Source organism: Pseudomonas sp. LBUM1678 (genome assembly GCF_059695575.1).
Genome location: NZ_CP166775.1, coordinates 1904195 through 1922035, shown reverse-complemented (window position 1 = coordinate 1922035; position 17841 = coordinate 1904195). Strand labels below are relative to the sequence as shown.

Annotated in this window: 17 protein-coding genes; 9 read left to right on the top strand and 8 right to left on the bottom strand. The window is 59.3% G+C overall.

Annotation, left to right across the window (positions count from 1 at the left end; translation table 11 throughout):
- Positions 1-37: 37 nt before the first annotated feature.
- The gene (locus tag ACA070_RS08725; protein WP_497450805.1) at positions 38-2203 is read left to right on the top strand and encodes a mechanosensitive ion channel family protein; all 2166 of its coding nucleotides are present in this window, start codon (positions 38-40) and stop codon (positions 2201-2203) included.
- A 112-nt stretch (positions 2204-2315) separates the two neighbouring features.
- Here the strand turns inward: ACA070_RS08725 and ACA070_RS08720 are convergent, their stop codons facing one another.
- Positions 2316-3029 carry a UTRA domain-containing protein gene (locus ACA070_RS08720; RefSeq protein ID WP_497450804.1) on the bottom strand — a complete coding sequence of 238 codons (714 nt, stop codon included), beginning with the start codon at positions 3027-3029 and terminating at the stop codon, positions 2316-2318.
- 349 nt (positions 3030-3378) lie between these two features.
- On the opposite strand from ACA070_RS08720, the gene ACA070_RS08715 reads away from it, so the two are divergent.
- From ACA070_RS08715 to ACA070_RS08690, 6 genes are all read left to right on the top strand, one after another.
- Positions 3379-4443, top strand: a complete 1065-nt coding sequence (locus ACA070_RS08715; RefSeq protein ID WP_497450803.1) for an ABC transporter substrate-binding protein — start codon at positions 3379-3381, stop codon at positions 4441-4443.
- Positions 4444-4623: 180 nt separating this feature from the next.
- Complete coding sequence (locus ACA070_RS08710) at positions 4624-5430, top strand: alkaline phosphatase family protein (RefSeq protein WP_497450802.1); 807 nt, start codon at positions 4624-4626, stop codon at positions 5428-5430.
- A 5-nt stretch (positions 5431-5435) separates the two neighbouring features.
- Positions 5436-6272, top strand: coding sequence for an ABC transporter permease (locus tag ACA070_RS08705; RefSeq protein WP_497451928.1), 837 nt, complete (start codon positions 5436-5438; stop codon positions 6270-6272).
- Positions 6259-7059 carry an ABC transporter permease gene (locus tag ACA070_RS08700; protein WP_497450801.1) on the top strand — a complete coding sequence of 267 codons (801 nt, stop codon included), beginning with the start codon at positions 6259-6261 and terminating at the stop codon, positions 7057-7059. The genes ACA070_RS08705 and ACA070_RS08700 overlap by 14 nt, the downstream gene beginning before the upstream one ends.
- Positions 7056-8045: an ABC transporter ATP-binding protein gene (locus ACA070_RS08695; protein ID WP_497450800.1), complete on the top strand. Its 990-nt coding sequence runs from the start codon at positions 7056-7058 to the stop codon at positions 8043-8045. The genes ACA070_RS08700 and ACA070_RS08695 overlap by 4 nt, the downstream gene beginning before the upstream one ends.
- A gap of 34 nt (positions 8046-8079) precedes the next feature.
- Complete coding sequence (locus ACA070_RS08690; RefSeq protein ID WP_497450799.1) at positions 8080-8733, top strand: HAD family hydrolase; 654 nt, start codon at positions 8080-8082, stop codon at positions 8731-8733.
- Positions 8734-8844: 111 nt separating this feature from the next.
- Here the strand turns inward: ACA070_RS08690 and ACA070_RS08685 are convergent, their stop codons facing one another.
- Entirely contained in the window at positions 8845-9807 is a 963-nt protein-coding gene (locus tag ACA070_RS08685; protein WP_497450798.1) for a zinc-binding dehydrogenase, read from the bottom strand.
- Between the two features lie 139 nt (positions 9808-9946).
- On the opposite strand from ACA070_RS08685, the gene ACA070_RS08680 reads away from it, so the two are divergent.
- Together ACA070_RS08680 and ACA070_RS08675 are read left to right on the top strand one after the other, a co-directional pair.
- Complete coding sequence (locus tag ACA070_RS08680; protein ID WP_497450797.1) at positions 9947-12028, top strand: carboxy terminal-processing peptidase; 2082 nt, start codon at positions 9947-9949, stop codon at positions 12026-12028.
- Between the two features lie 133 nt (positions 12029-12161).
- Positions 12162-13952 (top strand): bifunctional diguanylate cyclase/phosphodiesterase, encoded by a 1791-nt coding sequence (locus tag ACA070_RS08675; RefSeq protein WP_497450796.1) that lies wholly within the window; start codon positions 12162-12164, stop codon positions 13950-13952.
- Between the two features lie 140 nt (positions 13953-14092).
- Here the strand turns inward: ACA070_RS08675 and ACA070_RS08670 are convergent, their stop codons facing one another.
- From ACA070_RS08670 to bamJ, 6 genes are all read right to left on the bottom strand, one after another.
- Positions 14093-14419 carry a hypothetical protein gene (locus ACA070_RS08670; protein WP_497450795.1) on the bottom strand — a complete coding sequence of 109 codons (327 nt, stop codon included), beginning with the start codon at positions 14417-14419 and terminating at the stop codon, positions 14093-14095.
- A gap of 487 nt (positions 14420-14906) precedes the next feature.
- The gene (locus ACA070_RS08665; RefSeq protein ID WP_497450794.1) at positions 14907-15314 is read right to left on the bottom strand and encodes an SEL1-like repeat protein; all 408 of its coding nucleotides are present in this window, start codon (positions 15312-15314) and stop codon (positions 14907-14909) included.
- Positions 15315-15686 carry a hypothetical protein gene (locus ACA070_RS08660; protein ID WP_003223109.1) on the bottom strand — a complete coding sequence of 124 codons (372 nt, stop codon included), beginning with the start codon at positions 15684-15686 and terminating at the stop codon, positions 15315-15317. It lies immediately after the preceding gene.
- On the bottom strand, positions 15683-16024 hold the full coding sequence (locus ACA070_RS08655; protein ID WP_497450793.1) for a helix-turn-helix domain-containing protein: 342 nt from the start codon (positions 16022-16024) through the stop codon (positions 15683-15685). Before ACA070_RS08655 ends, ACA070_RS08660 begins: the two co-directional genes overlap by 4 nt.
- 114 nt (positions 16025-16138) lie before the next feature.
- A complete protein-coding gene (locus ACA070_RS08650; RefSeq protein WP_497450792.1) occupies positions 16139-16594 on the bottom strand; it encodes a YkvA family protein in 456 nt (151 codons plus the stop codon).
- 293 nt (positions 16595-16887) lie between these two features.
- The gene (gene bamJ, locus ACA070_RS08645) at positions 16888-17601 is read right to left on the bottom strand and encodes a BamJ family beta-barrel-assembly machinery protein (RefSeq protein ID WP_461980347.1); all 714 of its coding nucleotides are present in this window, start codon (positions 17599-17601) and stop codon (positions 16888-16890) included.
- Between the last annotated feature and the right edge of the window lie 240 nt (positions 17602-17841).

The window sequence follows — 17841 nt, the reverse complement described above, 5'->3', positions numbered from 1 at the left end:
ACTCGGTCGATCTGTTCATCCCAAGGTTGACCGCCTAGTGTTCGCTCGTCTTTTCGCCCTGCCGTGTTTCTTCCTTGTCTGCCTGATGACGCTGTTGCCGATGGCGCCTGCCCAGGCAATCGGTCTGCCGGGATTGCTCAACAGCCCGGCAAAAACCCAGCCCGAGGCGCAAGAACCGCTGGGGCAGTCGCTGGACGAAGTCATCAAGTCGCTGGAGAACGATCAGCAGCGCAGCAAACTGCTGGCGGATCTGAAGAAGCTGCGCGACGTCACCAAAAAGGCTCAGCCCACCGCTGAACAAGGCGTTCTCGGCCTGATCGGCGGCACGCTGGCCAACTTCGAAAAACAGTTCTCCGGAGCCGGTAGTCCGCTCACACGCTGGTCGGAGGAGTTTGAACTGGCCCAGGACGAACTCGTGGCACTGATGCTGCCAGCCAACGAGTGGCTGCCGATCATCTTTGCCTTCGCCATGATTCTGATGGTCTGGAGCCTGTTGGCCGCTGCGTTGATCTGGGTCGGTCACCGGGTGCGCATGCGTTTCGGCCTGACCGAAGAACTGCCGCAACACCCCAAGGCCCTCGACATGTTGCGCTTCGCCCTGCGCAAACTCGGGCCGTGGCTGATTGCCTTGGTCATCACGGTCTACATGAGCTACGCCCTGCCTTCGTCACTGGGTAAAAGCCTGGCCATGGTGCTGGCCTATGCGCTGGTGGTCGGCACCTGTTTCTCGGCGATCTGCGTGATCGCGTTTTCCCTGCTCGACGGCCCGCATCGTCACCGCGCCTTGTACATCCTGCGGCATCAAGCCTTTCGGCCGCTGTGGCTGATTGGCAGTTTCGCCGCGTTCGGTGAAGCGCTGAGCGATCCGCGCCTGGTCGACAGCCTCGGAAATCACCTGGCTCACACCGCTGCGACCATCGCCAACGTGCTGGCTGCGCTGTCCACCGGGTTGTTCATCCTGCGCTTCCGTCGGCCGATCGCTCACCTGATCCGCAACCAGCCGTTGTCCCGACGCCTGACGCGCCGCGCGCTCAGCGACACCCTCTCGATTCTCGGCACCTTCTGGTACGTGCCAGCCCTGGTGTTGGTGGCCATCTCGCTGTTCGCCACGTTTGTCTCGGCCGGCGACACCAGCACCGCACTTCGCCAGGCGCTGATCTGCACTGTGTTGCTGGTGTTGTGCATGGTCATCAATGGCCTGGTTCACCGTCACTCGCTGAAACCGCAACGCGGTGTGAAGCGTCATGCGCTGTATTCGGAGCGCCTGAAAAGCTTCTTCTACACCCTCGCCCATCTTGTGGTGTGGCTGGTCTTTATCGAACTGGGCCTGCGTGTCTGGGGTATGTCGCTGATCGCGTTCACCGAAGGCGAAGGCCACGAAGTCAGCGTCAAACTGTTCAGCCTCGCCGGCACGCTGATTTTTGCCTGGCTGGTCTGGATCCTCAGCGACACCGCGGTGCACCACGCCCTCACCCGTTCGCGCAAAGGCCTGGCCAACGCCCGTGCGCAGACCATGATGCCGCTGATCCGCAACGTGCTGTTCGTGGCGATTTTCATCATTGCGCTTATCGTCGCGCTGGCGAACATGGGCATGAACGTCACGCCACTGCTGGCCGGTGCCGGTGTGATCGGCCTGGCCATCGGTTTCGGTGCGCAGTCGCTGGTCGCGGACTTGATCACCGGCCTGTTCATCATCATCGAAGACTCCCTGGCCATCGACGACTACGTGGACGTCGGCGGCCACCTCGGCACGGTTGAAGGCCTGACCATCCGCACCGTTCGCCTGCGCGACATCGATGGCATCGTGCATACCATTCCGTTCAGCGAAATCAAAAGCATCAAAAACTACTCCCGGGAATTCGGCTACGCGATCTTCCGGGTGGCGGTGCCCGCGAGCATGGACATCGACGAAGCGATCAAACTGATGCGCGAAGTCGGTCAGAAGATGCGTACCGACCCACTGCAACGGCGCAATATCTGGTCGCCGTTGGAGATCCAGGGTGTCGAGAGCTTCGAGTCGGGCAATGCGATTCTTCGGGCTCGGTTCAAGACTGCGCCGATCAAGCAGTGGGAAGTTTCACGAGCGTTCAACCTGTCGCTGAAGCGGCATCTGGATGAGGCAGGGATGGATCTGGCGACACCGCGCATGAGTGTGCAGGTGATTACTGCGGGTGGTGGGCCTCAGAAGGATGTACCTGCTTGACGCATGGGATGGCTGTCCAGGCCCTATCGCGAGCAGGCTCACTCCCACATTTGAAATGCATTCCAATGTGGGAGTGAGCCTGCTCGCGATGGCGGCGACGCGGTCTCCCTGGCTAAACCACATCCACCCCGACATGAATCGCATCATGCCGCCAAAACTCCAGGTCACAATCGATCAGCCGCTCATGCTGGTCGTAATTGACCCGGGCAATCCGCAACCCCGGGCTCCCCACCGACACCCGTAACGCCGCCGCCGCGTCCACCGACAAGGCCGTCGGCACGATCTCGAAACGCACGCGGCCGTAGTGCAAGTCGTAATGCCGGGCGTATAGCTCGGTGATCGACTGATTCAGATCGAAATCGAGAATCCCCGGGAAATACTGCGGATTCAGGTAGTGCTCCACGTACAACACCAGCCGCTCATCAATGCGCCGCGCCCGGCAAATCTGGATCACGCTGGACAGCGCCGGCAACTGCAACCACGCACACACCGCAGCCGACGCCGGTTGCAACCGCGCCGAGATCACCTCGGTCGACGGCGCCCGCCCCTGAGCGCTGACCATCGCGTGAAAGTGACTGCGCTGCATCAGGTTGTAAGCCAGGCGCGGTGGTGAGACGAACCAGCCACGGCGCTCCTCCCGATAAATCTGCCCTTGGGCTTCCAGTTGCAACAATGCTTCACGCACGGTAATGCGCGTGGTACCGAACAACTCACTGAGCTTGCGCTCGGCCGGCAGTTTGCTCCCGGGCGCCAACAGGCCATGGTCGAGCTGTTCTTGCAGAACCTGCCCGATGGCTGTCACCGCTTTGGTGGTCTCGATGCGCATCAACGTTACCTATCTGGACTAGACCAGCACTGTTTCGGGGCAGAACCGTGATTCAAACCGGCTCCATCAACTCCCTGCAAGCCTAGGCACTGCTTATGACTGGCAGATGACAAAGTTGCCGAACGGTTGCGCCAGACGCCTGCAAAATCACGGCCAATTCCTTTCGTATCAGCCCTTTAGCCATGGTCTACGCTTATCCGCAAGCCTGAGCATTACTGTGTAAGAAATGTAGGCCGACCGATCGTCGACATCAAAATGTCATCAGCGGCGCCTAAATTGGCTCAGGTATTGCTGACCTAGACCAACACAACCGCAATCGCAGCGTTGAAAACGCCCAAAGGAGCTTCGGATGAAAAAGCTTTTCCTGGCATCACTGTTAGGCTCGACCATTGCCATGTGCACCGCCGCCATGGCCGCTGATGATTTGAAAACCCTGGAAGCCGCTGCGAAAGCGGAAGGCGCGGTCAATAGCGTCGGCATGCCCGATGACTGGGCCAACTGGAAAGGCACCTGGGCAGACCTGGCCACTAAATACGGCTTGAAACACATCGACACCGACATGAGCTCGGCGCAGGAAATAGCCAAGTTCGCCGCCGAGAAAGACAACGCCAGTGCCGACATCGGCGACGTCGGCGCGGCCTTCGGTCCGATCGCGGTCAAGCAAGGCGTGGTGCAACCCTACAAGCCAAGCACCTGGGACCAGATCCCGGACTGGGCCAAGGACAAGGACGGCAACTGGGCACTGGCGTATACCGGCACCATCGCGTTCATCGTCAACAAAAAGCTGCTGCACGGCTCCGAAGCCCCGACCAAGTGGGCTGATCTGAAAACCGGTAAATACAAGGTCTCCATCGGTGACGTGAGCACCGCCGCCCAGGCCGCCAACGGTGTACTGGCCGCGGCACTGGCCAACGGTGGCGACGAGAAGAACCTGCAGCCAGCGCTGTTGCTGTTCGCAGATATCGCCAAGCAGGGCCGCCTGTCCATGGCCAACCCGACCATCGCCACGATGGAAAAGGGTGAAATCGAAGTCGGTGTGGTCTGGGACTTCAACGGTCTGAGCTACAAAGCCAAGATGGCCAACCCGGATGACTACGTGGTGCTGATCCCGTCCGACGGCTCGGTGATTTCCGGCTACACCACCATCATCAACAAATACGCGAAGAACCCGAACGCCGCCAAGCTGACCCGGGAATACATCTTCAGCGATGCCGGCCAGATCAACCTGGCGAAAGGCAACGCCCGTCCGATCCGCGCCGAGCACATCAAGCTGCCGGCAGACGTGCAGGCCAAGTTGCTGCCTAACGAGCAGTACAAAAAGGTCACGCCGATCAAAGACGCGGATGCGTGGGAAAAGACTTCCAAGGCCTTGCCGCAGAAGTGGAACGAAGAAGTCCTCGTCGAAATGAAATAACCCTGCAAATCCCCACATTGGAGATCCACTGGAGATCCAATGTGGGAGCGAGCCTGCTCGCGATAGCGGACTTACATTCAGCACATATGTTGACTGACACGCCGCCATCGCGAGCTGGCTCGCTCCCACAGGGGGATTGGTTGCGTACCTGAATCATCTGTTTCGCGGAGTTCTGCCCCTATGAAGCACAACGTCATCCTTGTCGTGCTCGACGGCCTCAATTACGAGGTCGCGCGCCACGCCATGGGGCACCTGCAGGCTTACGTTGGCGCAGGACGCGCGGCGCTCTACAGACTGGAGTGCGAACTGCCGGCCTTGTCCCGACCGCTTTACGAATGCATCCTCACCGGCGTCCCGCCAATCGAGAGCGGCATCGTCCACAACAACGTTTCGCGCCTGTCCAACCAGCGCAGCATTTATCACTACGCCACGGATGCCGGCCTGACCACCGCCGCCGCGGCCTATCACTGGGTCAGCGAGCTGTATAACCGCTCGCCGTTCGTGGCCGCCCGGGATCGTCACACCGACGACCCCAACCTGCCGATCCAGCACGGTCACTTCTACTGGAACGATCACTACCCGGATTCGCACCTGTTCGCCGACGCCGAAAACCTGCGCCTGCGCCACGCGCCAAACTTCTTGTTGATCCACCCCATGAACATCGACGACGCCGGGCACAAGCACGGCCTCGACACCCCGCAATACCGCAACAGCGCCCGCTCGGCGGACATTATTCTGGCCGACTACCTGCACACCTGGCTCGATGCCGGCTATCAGGTGCTGGTGACCGCCGACCACGGCATGAACAACGACCGCTCCCACAACGGCCTGCTGCCGGAAGAACGCGAAGTGCCGCTGTTTGTCCTCGGTGATGCTTTCAGCCTCAACCCCGGCGCGGCGCCAAAACAGACGGAAATCTGCGGCACTGTCTGCGAACTGCTGGGCGTGGCCCACGACAAACCTGTCTGCCGGGAGCTGCTTAAGTGAATTCCATGACCCGTGGCAAGTGGCTGGCAGCGTTGTGCCTGGTGCCTTTCGCAATGTTCTTTATCGTGTTCGAGATCGCCCCGCTGGTATGGGTGATGATCAACAGCCTGCAATCGGAAGAGTTTGGCTGGGGCGTGGCCAACTTCACCAAGATCTTCAATTCGAAGTTCTATTTGCAGGCGATCCAGTACAGCCTTGAGATCAGTTTCTGGTCCAGCGTGTTCGGGATCATCATCGCGGTGCTCGGCGCCTATTCCCTGCGCCGGGTCGACTCGAAACTGCGCAACTTCGTCAACGCCTTCGCCAACATGACCAGCAACTTCGCCGGTGTACCCCTGGCCTTCGCGTTCATCATTCTGCTGGGCTTCAACGGCAGTTTCACCATCATGCTCAAACAGGCCGGGATCATTCAGGACTTCAACCTGTACTCGAAAACCGGGCTGATCATTCTCTACACCTACTTCCAGATTCCATTGGGCGTGCTGCTGCTCTACCCGGCCTTCGATGCCTTGCGCGAAGACTGGCGTGAGTCCGCCCAATTGCTCGGCGCCAATGGCTGGCAGTTCTGGCGCCACATCGGTTTGCCGGTGCTGACGCCTGCACTGCTCGGCACCTTCGTGATCTTGCTGGCCAACGCCCTAGGCGCCTACGCCACGGTGTACGCGTTGACCACCGGCAACTTCAACGTGCTGCCGATCCGCATCGCGGCGATGGTCTCCGGCGACATTTCCCTTGATCCGAACCTGGCCAGCGCCCTGGCCGTGGTGCTCGTGGCGTTGATGACCCTGGTGACCATCGTGCATCAGCTGCTGTTGAAGAGGAGCTACCATGTCTCGCGCTGAACTGGGCCCCGTCGGTGTCTATCACCGGGTGGTGGTGTACCTGCTGTTTGCCATTCTGTTGCTGCCGCTGGCCGGGACATTGATCTACTCGATCGCCAGCAGTTGGTCGGCAACCATTCTGCCCAGCGGCTTTACCTTCAAGTGGTACATCCAGCTGTGGAGCGATCCGCGCTTTCTGCATGCCTTCGGGCAGTCGTTGCTGGTGTGCGTCGGCGCGCTGATTCTGTCGGTGGTGCTGATTCTGCCGCTGCTGTTCGTGGTGCATTACCACTTCCCCAAACTCGATGCGCTGATGAACATCCTGATCCTGCTGCCCTTCGCGGTGCCGCCGGTGGTGTCCTCGGTGGGGCTGTTGCAGCTCTATGGTTCCGGGCCGTTTGCGATGGTCGGGACGCCGTGGATTCTGATCGGCTGCTACTTCACCATCGCGCTGCCGTTCATGTACCGGGCGATCACCAACAACCTGCAAGCGATCAACCTGCGCGACCTGATGGATGCCGCGCAATTGCTCGGCGCCAGCACCTGGCAAGCCGCGTTCCTGGTGGTGCTGCCGAACCTGCGCAAGGGTTTGATGGTGGCGTTGCTGCTGTCGTTCTCGTTCCTGTTCGGTGAATTCGTGTTCGCCAACATCCTGGTCGGGACCCGCTACGAAACCCTGCAGGTCTACCTCAACAACATGCGTAACAGCAGCGGCCACTTCACCAGTGCGCTGGTGATCTCCTACTTCTTCTTCGTGCTGGTTCTGACCTGGGCGGCCAATATCTTGAACAAGGACAAAAGCGAATGAGCTATGTCAGCGTCCAACACCTGCAAAAAAGCTATGCCGGCACCACGGTATTCAGCGACATCGACTGCGAAATCCAGAAAGGTGAGTTCGTCACCCTCCTCGGCCCGTCCGGTTGCGGCAAATCCACGCTGCTGCGTTGCATCGCCGGCCTGACCTCGGTGGATGGCGGCAAGATTCTGCTCGATGGTGTCGACATCGTGCCGTTGAGCCCGCAGAAACGCGGGATCGGCATGGTTTTCCAGAGCTACGCGCTGTTCCCGAACATGACCGTGGAACAGAACATCGCCTTCGGTTTGCGCATGCAGAAGGTCAACGCCGACGACAGCCATAAGCGTGTCGCCGAAGTGCTGAAACTGGTGGAGCTGAACGACTTCGCCGCGCGTTATCCGCATCAACTGTCGGGTGGCCAGTGCCAGCGCGTGGCCCTAGCCCGCTCATTGGTCACGCGGCCACGGCTGTTGTTGCTGGACGAACCGCTTTCGGCCCTCGATGCGCGGATTCGCAAGCACTTGCGCGAACAGATCCGTCAGATCCAGCGCGAACTCGGCCTGACCACGATCTTCGTCACACACGACCAGGAAGAAGCGCTGACCATGTCTGACCGGATTTTCCTGATGAATCAGGGAAAGATCGTACAGAGCGGCGACGCCGAAACCCTTTACACCGCGCCCGTGGATGTTTTTGCCGCCGGCTTCATCGGCAACTACAACCTGCTGGACGCCGACAGCGCCTCGAAACTGCTGCAGCGGCCGATCAACCACCGCATCGCGATTCGCCCGGAAGCCATCGAACTGAGCCTTAATGGCGAGCTTGACGCGCAAATCCGCAGCCACAGCCTGCTGGGCAACGTCATTCGTTATCGGGTCGAAGCCCGGGGCGTGGAATTGGTGGTGGATGTGCTGAACCGCTCGGCGGCCGATCTGCACCCCGATGGTCAGCGCCTGGCACTTTCCATCGATCCGACGGCCCTGTGTGAGGTAGCCTGATGCCTTTGTTGATGTCGAAGAGAGAACTGCACTGATGGCCCTGGCAATTTTTGATCTGGACGAAACCCTGATCCACGGCGACTGCGCCACCCTCTGGAGCGAGCAAATGGGCCGCCTGGGCTGGGTCGATCCCGAGTCGTTCATGCGCAAGAACAATGAGCTAATGGACGCTTACAGTCATGGCAAGTTACGGATGGAAGAGTACATGGAGTTCAGCCTGGAGCCGATGATCGGGCGCACACCGCAAGAGGTCGACCATTTGGTCGGGCCTTGGGTAGAAGACTTCATTGAGCCGATCATTTTCAGTGACGCCACCAAAGCCATTGCAGCCCATCGCAAGGCTGGTGACCGGATTCTGGTGATCTCGGCGTCGGGCACGCACCTGGTGAAGCCGATTGCCGACCGTTTGGGCATCGACGAGATACTCGGCATCGAACTGGAAGTGGCGCACGGGGTTTATAGTGGCCACACCGTTGGAACGCTGACATACCGCGAAGGCAAAATCACCCGGTTGCTGGAGTGGCTGGATGCGGAAGAGGAAAACCTGGAAGGGGCGAGTTTCTATTCCGACTCACGCAACGATTTGCCGCTGCTGTTGAAGGTGGACTTCCCACACGTGGTGAACCCGGATCCGGTGCTGCTTGAGCATGCCGAAAAGGCCGGCTGGCCAATCCACCTCTGGAAATAACGCAAATCCCATGTGGGAGCGAGCCTGCTCGCGATGAACGATAACGCGGTTTACCTGACACACCGCGTCGCCTGAATCGCGAGCAGGCTCGCTCCCACAGGTTCGGTGTTGTCAGGTCAGGCTGGCGTCGATTATCAGCACCAACTTCCCCGCCACCTTGTTACTCGCCAATTCAGCAAACGCCGCTTCGGCGTCCTTGATCGCAAAGGTCTTCGCCAACTGCGGACTCAACCGTCCTTCAGCAAACAACGGCCACACATGCTGGCTCAAATCACTGAACAAATCCGCCTTGAACTGCTCATCGCGACTGCGCAAGGTCGAACCCAGCAGCTGCACGCGCTTGGCCAGGACTTGCGCCAGATCCAGCTTCGCTTCACGACCGCCCATCAAACCAATCAGCACCCACCGACCATCCTGAGCCAGCATCTTCAGGTTCAGCGCAGCATAGTTGCCACCGACCGGATCGAGAATCACGTCAAACGGCCCCAGATCACGCAGGCTGTCCAGGTCGCCCGTGCGCACAACACCACCCTGCGCACCCAACGTTTCGCAATAAGCCAGACGCTCGGCGGAACCGACGCTGACCCAGCACGGGTTGCCAAAGGCCTTGCACAGCTGAATGGCAGCTGAACCGATTCCACTTGCTCCGGCGTGCAGAAGAACTTTCTCACCCGGTTTGAGCGCGGCCAGTTGAAACAAATTCAGCCAAACGGTTGCATACACTTCCGGCAACGCGGCCGCCTCGGCCAGGGACAAACCTTCGGGGACCGGCAGCACGTGCCGTCCGTCGACAACTACCTCCTCGGCCATCCCGCCCCCGGCCAGCAAGGCGCAAACCCGATCGCCGACCTGCCAGGACGAGCCCGGGCCGACCTCGCTGATCACCCCCGAACACTCAAGACCCAGTACCTGACTGGCTCCCGGCGGTGGCGGATAAAGCCCTGCTTTCTGTAACAAATCGGCGCGATTGAGGCCCGCTGCCGCCACTCGAATACGAACTTGTCCTACATCGCATGTAGGACTGGGCTCTTCAACCCACGCCACTTGACCTTCCACGCCTTGCAATGCCTTCACAGTGCCTCCATAGTGAGTCTGGACTGAGCCCGTAGCTGTAGCGCCGGGCTTTCTTGCATTATGCGACCGGCCCCTGTGGAACCGGCGACTTCAAAGACGGCCTAATATGCGTGATCAATTGTCCCCGCGTCGAATCAGCATGAAGCATTTTTTCCCCAGCACCGCCCTAGCCCTATTCATTGGTATCGGCCTGTTGCCGATGTCGAGCAATACTTTCGCAGCCAATAGCTGGGACAAGCTTCAGCCTGATCGTGACGAAGTGATCGCCAGCCTGAACGTCGTCGAACTGCTCAAGCGCCATCACTACAGCAAGCCGCCGCTCGATGACGCGCGCTCCGTGATCATTTATGACAGCTACCTCAAGCTGCTGGATCCGTCGCGCAGCTACTTCATGGCCAGCGACATTGCCGAGTTCGACAAGTGGAAAACCCAGTTCGATGACTTCCTCAAAAGCGGCGACCTGAACGCCGGGTTCACCATCTACAAGCGCTACCTGGACCGCGTCAAAGCGCGTCTGGACTTTGCCCTTGCCGAGCTGAACAAGGGCGTCGACAAAATCGACTTCAACGCCAAGGAAACCTTGCTGATCGATCGCAAGGACGCCCCGTGGCTCAAGTCCACCGCCGAACTCGACGACCTGTGGCGCAAACGCGTCAAGGACGAAGTCTTGCGGCAGAAGATTGCGGGCAAGGATTCCAAGCAGATTCAGGAAACCCTGACCAAGCGCTACAAAAACCAGTTGGCGCGCCTGGACCAGACCCGTGCGGAAGATATCTTCCAGGCGTACATCAACACCTTCGCCATGTCCTACGACCCGCACACCAACTATCTGTCGCCGGATAACGCGGAGAACTTCGACATCAACATGAGCCTGTCCCTCGAGGGCATCGGCGCCGTGTTGCAGAGCGATAACGATCAGGTAAAAGTCGTGCGCCTGGTGCCTGCCGGCCCGGCCGACAAGACCAAACTGGTTGCACCGGCCGACAAGATCATCGGCGTTGCCCAAGGCAACAAAGAGATGGTCGACGTGGTCGGCTGGCGTCTGGACGAAGTGGTCAAGCTGATCCGTGGTCCGAAAGGCACCGTGGTGCGCCTGGAAGTGATTCCGGCCAGCAATGCGCCGAACGACCAGACCTCCAAGATCGTGCCGATCACCCGCGAAGCAGTGAAGCTCGAAGACCAGGCCGTGAAGAAGTCGATCCTGAGCCTGAAACAGGATGGCAAGGACTACAAACTGGGCGTCATCGAGATCCCGGCCTTCTACCTCGACTTCAAGGCTTTCCGTGCCGGCGATCCGGACTACAAAAGCACCACTCGCGACGTCAAGAAACTGCTGACCGAGTTGCAGAAAGAGAAAGTCGACGGCGTGGTCATCGACTTGCGCAACAACGGCGGCGGTTCGTTGCAGGAAGCCACCGAGCTGACCAGCCTGTTCATCGACAAAGGTCCGACCGTGCTGGTGCGTAACGCCGATGGCCGGGTCGATGTGCTGGAAGATGAAAACCCGGGCGCGTTCTACAAAGGCCCGATGGCGTTGCTGGTCAACCGCTTGTCTGCCTCGGCTTCGGAGATTTTTGCCGGCGCCATGCAGGACTACCATCGCGCGCTGATCATCGGCGGCCAGACCTTCGGTAAAGGCACCGTGCAGACCATTCAGCCGCTGAACCATGGCGAACTGAAGCTGACCCTGGCCAAGTTCTACCGGGTTTCCGGCCAGAGCACCCAGCATCAGGGCGTACTGCCGGATATCGACTACCCGTCGATCATTGACACCAAGGAAATCGGCGAAAGCGCCCTGCCGGAAGCCATGCCGTGGGACACCATCCGTGCAGCCATCAAGCCGGCGGTCGACCCGTTCAAACCGTACATCGCGCAGCTCAAGTCCGAGCATGATTTGCGCTCGACCAAAGACGCAGAGTTCGTGTTCATCCGCGACAAGCTGGCCCTGGCCCAGAAGCTGATGGCGGAAAAAACCGTCAGCCTCAATGAAGCTGATCGTCGTGCGCAACACGCCGATATCGAAGCCAAGCAACTGGTCATGGAAAACATCCGTCGCAAGGCCAAGGGTGAAGAGCCGCTCAAAGAGCTGAAGAAAGAAGACGAAGACGCGATCGCGGCCGAGCCGGACAAAACCAAGCCAGAAGACGATGCCTACTTGAGCGAGACCGGGCGGATTCTGCTGGACTACTTGAAACTCAACACCGCGGTAGCCAAGCATTAAGATGATGGCAATTTAATGCTGACGCTCTCCGGAGCGTCATCATACAGTCATCATTCTGTCGTGAAATACAGGACTGGGAGCCCTCTTGAGCAAGAGTGTGCTCCCAGTCCTTTTTTTATCGCCAGAGATTGCCATGACCACGACAGAACAGCTGAGTGCCTTGAGTTCCATACTGGCTCAAAGCGGCTTGCACAGCCTGTTCCAGCCGATCATCTCCCTCTCCGAGCGACGCATTGTCGGCTACGAAGCCCTCACCCGCGGCCCCTCGAACAGTCCGCTGCACTCCCCCATCGCATTGTTTGCGGTCGCCCGCCAGGCCGGTCGCTTGAGCGAGCTGGAAATCGCCTGCCGTGAAAGTGCTTGTCGACGTTTCAATGAACAGCAACTGCCGGGCAAGCTGTTTCTTAACGTCTCTCCGGAATCCCTGCTGGAAGCCGCTCATCAACCGGGGCGAACCCTGCAATTGCTGCAGGACTTCGGTATACCGCCGAGCCAGGTGGTGATCGAACTCACCGAACAGACCCCGACCGACGATTTCCAGTTACTGCAAAACGCCCTGCATCACTACCGGGCAATGGGATTTTCCATCGCGCTGGATGATCTGGGCGCGGGTTACTCGAGTTTGCGGTTGTGGTCCGAGCTGCGTCCGGACTACGTGAAGATCGACCGGCATTTCATCGACGGCATTCATCAGGACGCACTCAAGCGTGAGTTCGTCGGCTCCATCCTGCAAATCGCCAAGGCGTCGCGGGCGCAGGTGATCGCCGAAGGCATCGAACTGCCGGAAGAGCTCGCGGTGTTGACCGAGATGGGCGTCGATCTGGTGCAAGGCTATTTGCTGTGCCGGCCTCAAGAGCATCCACCTCGCGAGGCACGATCCTTGATGCCCAAACACGACAGCACCGCGGTGGCGTTAAATGACGAAGGCAGCGACCTCAGCGCCTTGCTCAACGACCAACCGGCCGTACACCGGGATACACCGACAGCCACGGTGCTGGAAGCCTTCCGCCGCCAGGCCAACCTGAACTCACTGGCGGTGCTCGACGAGCATGGCCACCCTTGCGGCATCGTTCATCGGCATTCGCTCTCGGACGCACTGCTCAAGCCCTTCGCGACTGATCTTTTTGCCCGCAAGCCCATCAGCCGCCTGATGAACGACGACTTCCTCGCCGTGGAAATGAGCCAGTCGCTGCAACAGGTCAGTCGCTTGATCACCAGTCGCGCGAGGCAGCGCATTGAAGAAGATTTCATCATCACCCTCAACGGCGGCTACCTGGGGTTGGGCCGAGTGATCGATGTGCTCAAGCTGATTACCGAACTGAAAATCCAGCAGGCCCGCTACGCCAATCCGCTGACCCTGTTGCCGGGCAACGTGCCCATCCAGCAATGCCTGACGCGGCTGCTGCAACAGCAGCGGGAATCGGTGATCTGCTATGTCGACATCGACAGCTTCAAACCCTTCAATGACATCTACGGCTACGGCCGTGGGGATGAAGTGCTGCTGTGCCTGGCGCAATGCCTGATCGATCGCGTCGACCCGTCCCGCGACTTTGTCGGCCATATCGGCGGTGATGACTTCCTGCTGGTGCTCGGCCCGGAAGACTGGCACAAACGTTTGAACCAGCTGCTGGACGACTTCCAGAGCCAGTGCCGACGCTTCTACCGCAGCGAACACCTGGAAGCCGGCTGCTTTATCGCGCCGAATCGCCAGGGTGTGCGCCAGGAGTTCCCGTTGCTGTCACTGTCGATCGGCGTGGTGCATTTGCATCCACAGGCCTGTGGACAACTCGATGCGAGCCAGTTGGCGGAGATGGCATCGCAGGCCAAACATCACGCGAAGAATGTGCCGGGGTATAGCGTGCATGTGATTGATAGTTTGGTGGTGCCGGTGCGAGAGGATGAGTTGCTGTCAGGGCATCGTTGATTGAACGGACGCCTTCGCGGGCAAGCCTCGCTCCTACAGGGGTGTTGTGCCGTTCGCAATTATTGTGAACAACACAGACCCCGTGTAGGAGCGAGGCTTGCCCGCGAAGAGGCCAGCCCAGACAACCAAAATCTCTGGATTCAATCCGCTTCTGACTGTGCCGCTAATCGCCGCCCAACCACATCCAGCACATCACACCCATCACGCAACGGAATTGCACAGAGCAACGCGAAGTCGCTGAGAATCATGGAATCGCACTCAATCGAACCGCGCATGGACAGGTTCTCCAGCACTTGGGTAACGGCTCGGATTCGGTAGCGGGCGGCGTCGGTCAAAATATCGAGCGGCGCGTGGGTGTCGACGAACAAGGTGGGCATGTCGCTGCAGTTGCTGGTCAGCGCCATAAAGCGGTTGTCGGGATGAGGCGTTAGAGGGGTGTAAGGCGGATCTGGCGTAAGTGTTTTCATTGTTTTACTTCCTAACGTATGGATTGAAGCCGCCAGTAATCACTTCCACGCGATAGGTGGCGGCTGTACGCGGGTGTGGAAGACCGAGACGTTAGGCACTCGGCGCACTCGAAAGCGCCCCGCGCACAGCCACCATAAAACACAGACGAAAAAACGCCGAATGGGTGGCGCTTGACGCGCCTAACGATAGAAGGGCTTCCACGCCCTGTCACTGAATTTGCAGTGACAGCCAAAAGACTATCGATGAGACACGTCGCGCACCAGTTCATGAAAGCCGCCACAACTCGAAGGAAATCTCCGATGAATCTGCCCGGCTTTAAACGCGCAGCACTGTGCGGGTGATCATCCAGGAAAGAAGCCAGCAAAGGACGATGTTGGCGTAGGGCAATTCTCTAATGCGCCGCCACTGAATAAACGAAACGCCAGAAACGCAAACGTGGCGGAAGGTTTCCCTCACGCCACGTTCATTTGTCGAACAGCAATGTATCTATTTCGCTGAATCGCGAGACGCCAGCTCTTTCAGCTTCATCTCGGCCAACGGATGCCCCGCCTGCGCCGCCAACCCCCAAAACCGCGCCGCTTCAGCCGGATCCGGCGCCTTGCTCGGCGTCCCCGCCAAACTGATCACGCCCACCTGATACGCCGCTTTGCCATCCCCCGCCAACGCCGCCAGGCGCAGCAATCGCACGCCTTCCTCACGAGCCCCAAGGCCAACGCCGCGAAAGGTCAGGATGTGGCCATAGAAGCTTTGCGCGCCGACGTCACCCAGGTTGGCCATGCGCGCGAACTGGCCTTCGAGCCAGCTCCAGCCGCGGGGCTGTCGCACGAACCACGACCAGTGAAACAACCGGCGGGCCAGCCAGTAACCGGCCCGTGCCTTGAGCTTTAAAAACACTCAGGCCTCCGCCGATTCCGGGTACTCGTATTCGAACACGCGCACCACTTCCGAGGCGTGCCACGAGGCGGCAGCAACACCGTCGGACGGCCCGGAAAAACGCCCTAGACGTTCGACGCATTCGAAGAAGCCGGTGCGTGGCAGGCGACTGGCGCCCTGGCTGATCACCAGCGAGCTGCGCAGCGGCTGCTCGGCCTTGGCGTCCAGCGCGGCCAGATGCTCCAGCGCAGCGGTGAGGGTTTGCATGGCCGGCGTGGGCAACTGCAAACGTTCCAGCAAGGCTCGATAGGTCAGCAGATGGCGCTGGCGGCGGGCCTGATCCAGCTCACCCAGCAACCCGTCCCAATGTTGACGACTGATGCGTACGCTCACGATTCATCCCTCCACCCTGGCACCGTCAGTTCCCAGGCCAGGCTGCGGCGAATCGCAGCGTCGGGTAGACGCTCGCCACTTTCGATCAAGGCCAGATAAGACGGGCTGATGCCTACCGTGCGGGCGAGCGCCTCAATGGCGATGCCCTTCCCTTCGCGCAAACTGCGTAGTTGATCCAGCCCCGGAAGAATCTGGTCTGGCGATGCTGCGTGACGCACCGGCGTGTCGGGTGCCGGTTGTTCGTTGATGCCTGCTGCTTTCAGTAGAGCCTGATACTGAGCCCATGGCAAAACCGCATATTCGGGCTCGCCTTCGCGTGTGATTATCTGAATATCCATGACTTCCCCGTAGGACAACGACACTTAGCGAGTCGGCACTTTTCCCTAGAAGTGTAATCCTAACAGCGGCCACGGTCGCGGGGGGTATGAATATAAGGACGATCCTCAATCAAATCAGGTTTTTTTCGGGCCCTGAAGCTGAAGTTGCTCTGGGGTATCGGGGAGGCGCTCGGCCACCGCAAGCTTCTCCGGCAACTGGCGATTGCGCCAGGCACGGAAGGCATTGAGTTCGTCGTCGAGGACTTTCATCAGCCAGGCAAGCACGGCGATGTCATCGAGCATGCCGAACATCGGGATGAAGTCCGGAATCGCATCCACCGGGCTGAGGAAGTACATCAGGCCGGCAACCACCGAGATCAGCGCCTTCGGACTGATAGCCCGGTACTCGCCGCGCCAGTAGGCCAGGCACAGTGCCTGCAACAGGCGCAAATCGTCCTTGATCTTACCCAGCCGGTTGCCCTGGCTGGCACCTTTGCTGGCGACGGCGAACAACAGGGTCGGCAAACGTCCACGGGCAAGCAGGCGTCCGGCGAGTGGCAGGAAACGAGCGAAATTCCAGGGTGCTTTCATCATTCCTCCCGCTGAAATGTTATCCACACAAATTGTGGATAACCTTGTGAACAGAGCTATTTTTCACGGCTGAAAGCCCCGTTTCATAAGGGCTCAACTCAGATCGGGCGTTTTTTACTCACATAAAAAAACCCAAGATTTCATTGACTTGGCGCGCCGGCGCGGATAGCACGGCGTCCTCAATGGCTATGACTGCAACGTACAGCATCCGTTCGCTTTGTTTACCCTCGCTGAACGCCAGATGCAACAACGCCCCGCATAAAGCGAGGCGTTGTTTTTAAAGCAGACGCTGATTACTTGGCGGCGTCTTCTTTTGCTGGATCCTTGATCGCCAGCAGTTCCAGGTCGAATACCAGAACCGAGTTGGCTGGAATCGCCGGGCTTGGGCTTTGGGCGCCGTAGGCCAGTTCGCTAGGGATGTACAGTTTGTACTTCTCGCCAACGTGCATCAGTTGCAGGCCTTCGACCCAACCCGGAATCACGCCGCTAACCGGCAGATCGATCGGGCTGCCACGTTCGACGGAGCTGTCAAACGTAGTGCCGTTGGTCAGCTTGCCCGTGTAGTGAACAGTCACTACGTCGGTCGGCTTAGGCTGTGCGCCATCGGCTTTCTTGACCACTTCGTATTGCAGGCCCGAAGCAGTGGTGGTGACACCGGCTTTCTTGGCGTTGTCTTCGAGGAATTTCTTGCCGGCGGATGCCGACTCTTCGCTCATTTTGGCCATACGCTCTTCAGCACGCTTCTGCAGTGCTGCGAAGGCTTCGACCAGTTCGTCATCCTTCAGCTTCTGTTCTTTCTTGCCGACGGCATCTTCGATGCCTTGGGCTACGGCTTTGGAGTCCAGGTCATCCATGCCTTCCTGAGCCAGGCTTTTGCCCATGTTCAGGCCAATCCCGTAGGAAGCTTTTTGCGCCGGGGTTTTCAGCTCTACGCTGGTCTGCGAATCACAACCCGCAAGTACCAGGCTAACCAGGGCCACCGCCGCCGCCAACCGATGCTGTTTCATGCTATTTCCTTGTTCATGCGCCTAAAGGGCAATCGAGTAAAGCCGCGAGCTTATCAGGCGGCCACGACCAATGGCTACCGGCATGAGAGCAGGAAACTTCTGATAAGTTCAGGTGTTTTAACGCATTTCGGGATTGGAATGATGAAGCTTCTGTCATCTTGGGCTCACAGAGACGGGTGCCGGATCCCACAGCATCTGGCGTAATGGCCACTTGCCGCACCCCGAAGGCTGAGGCATAAG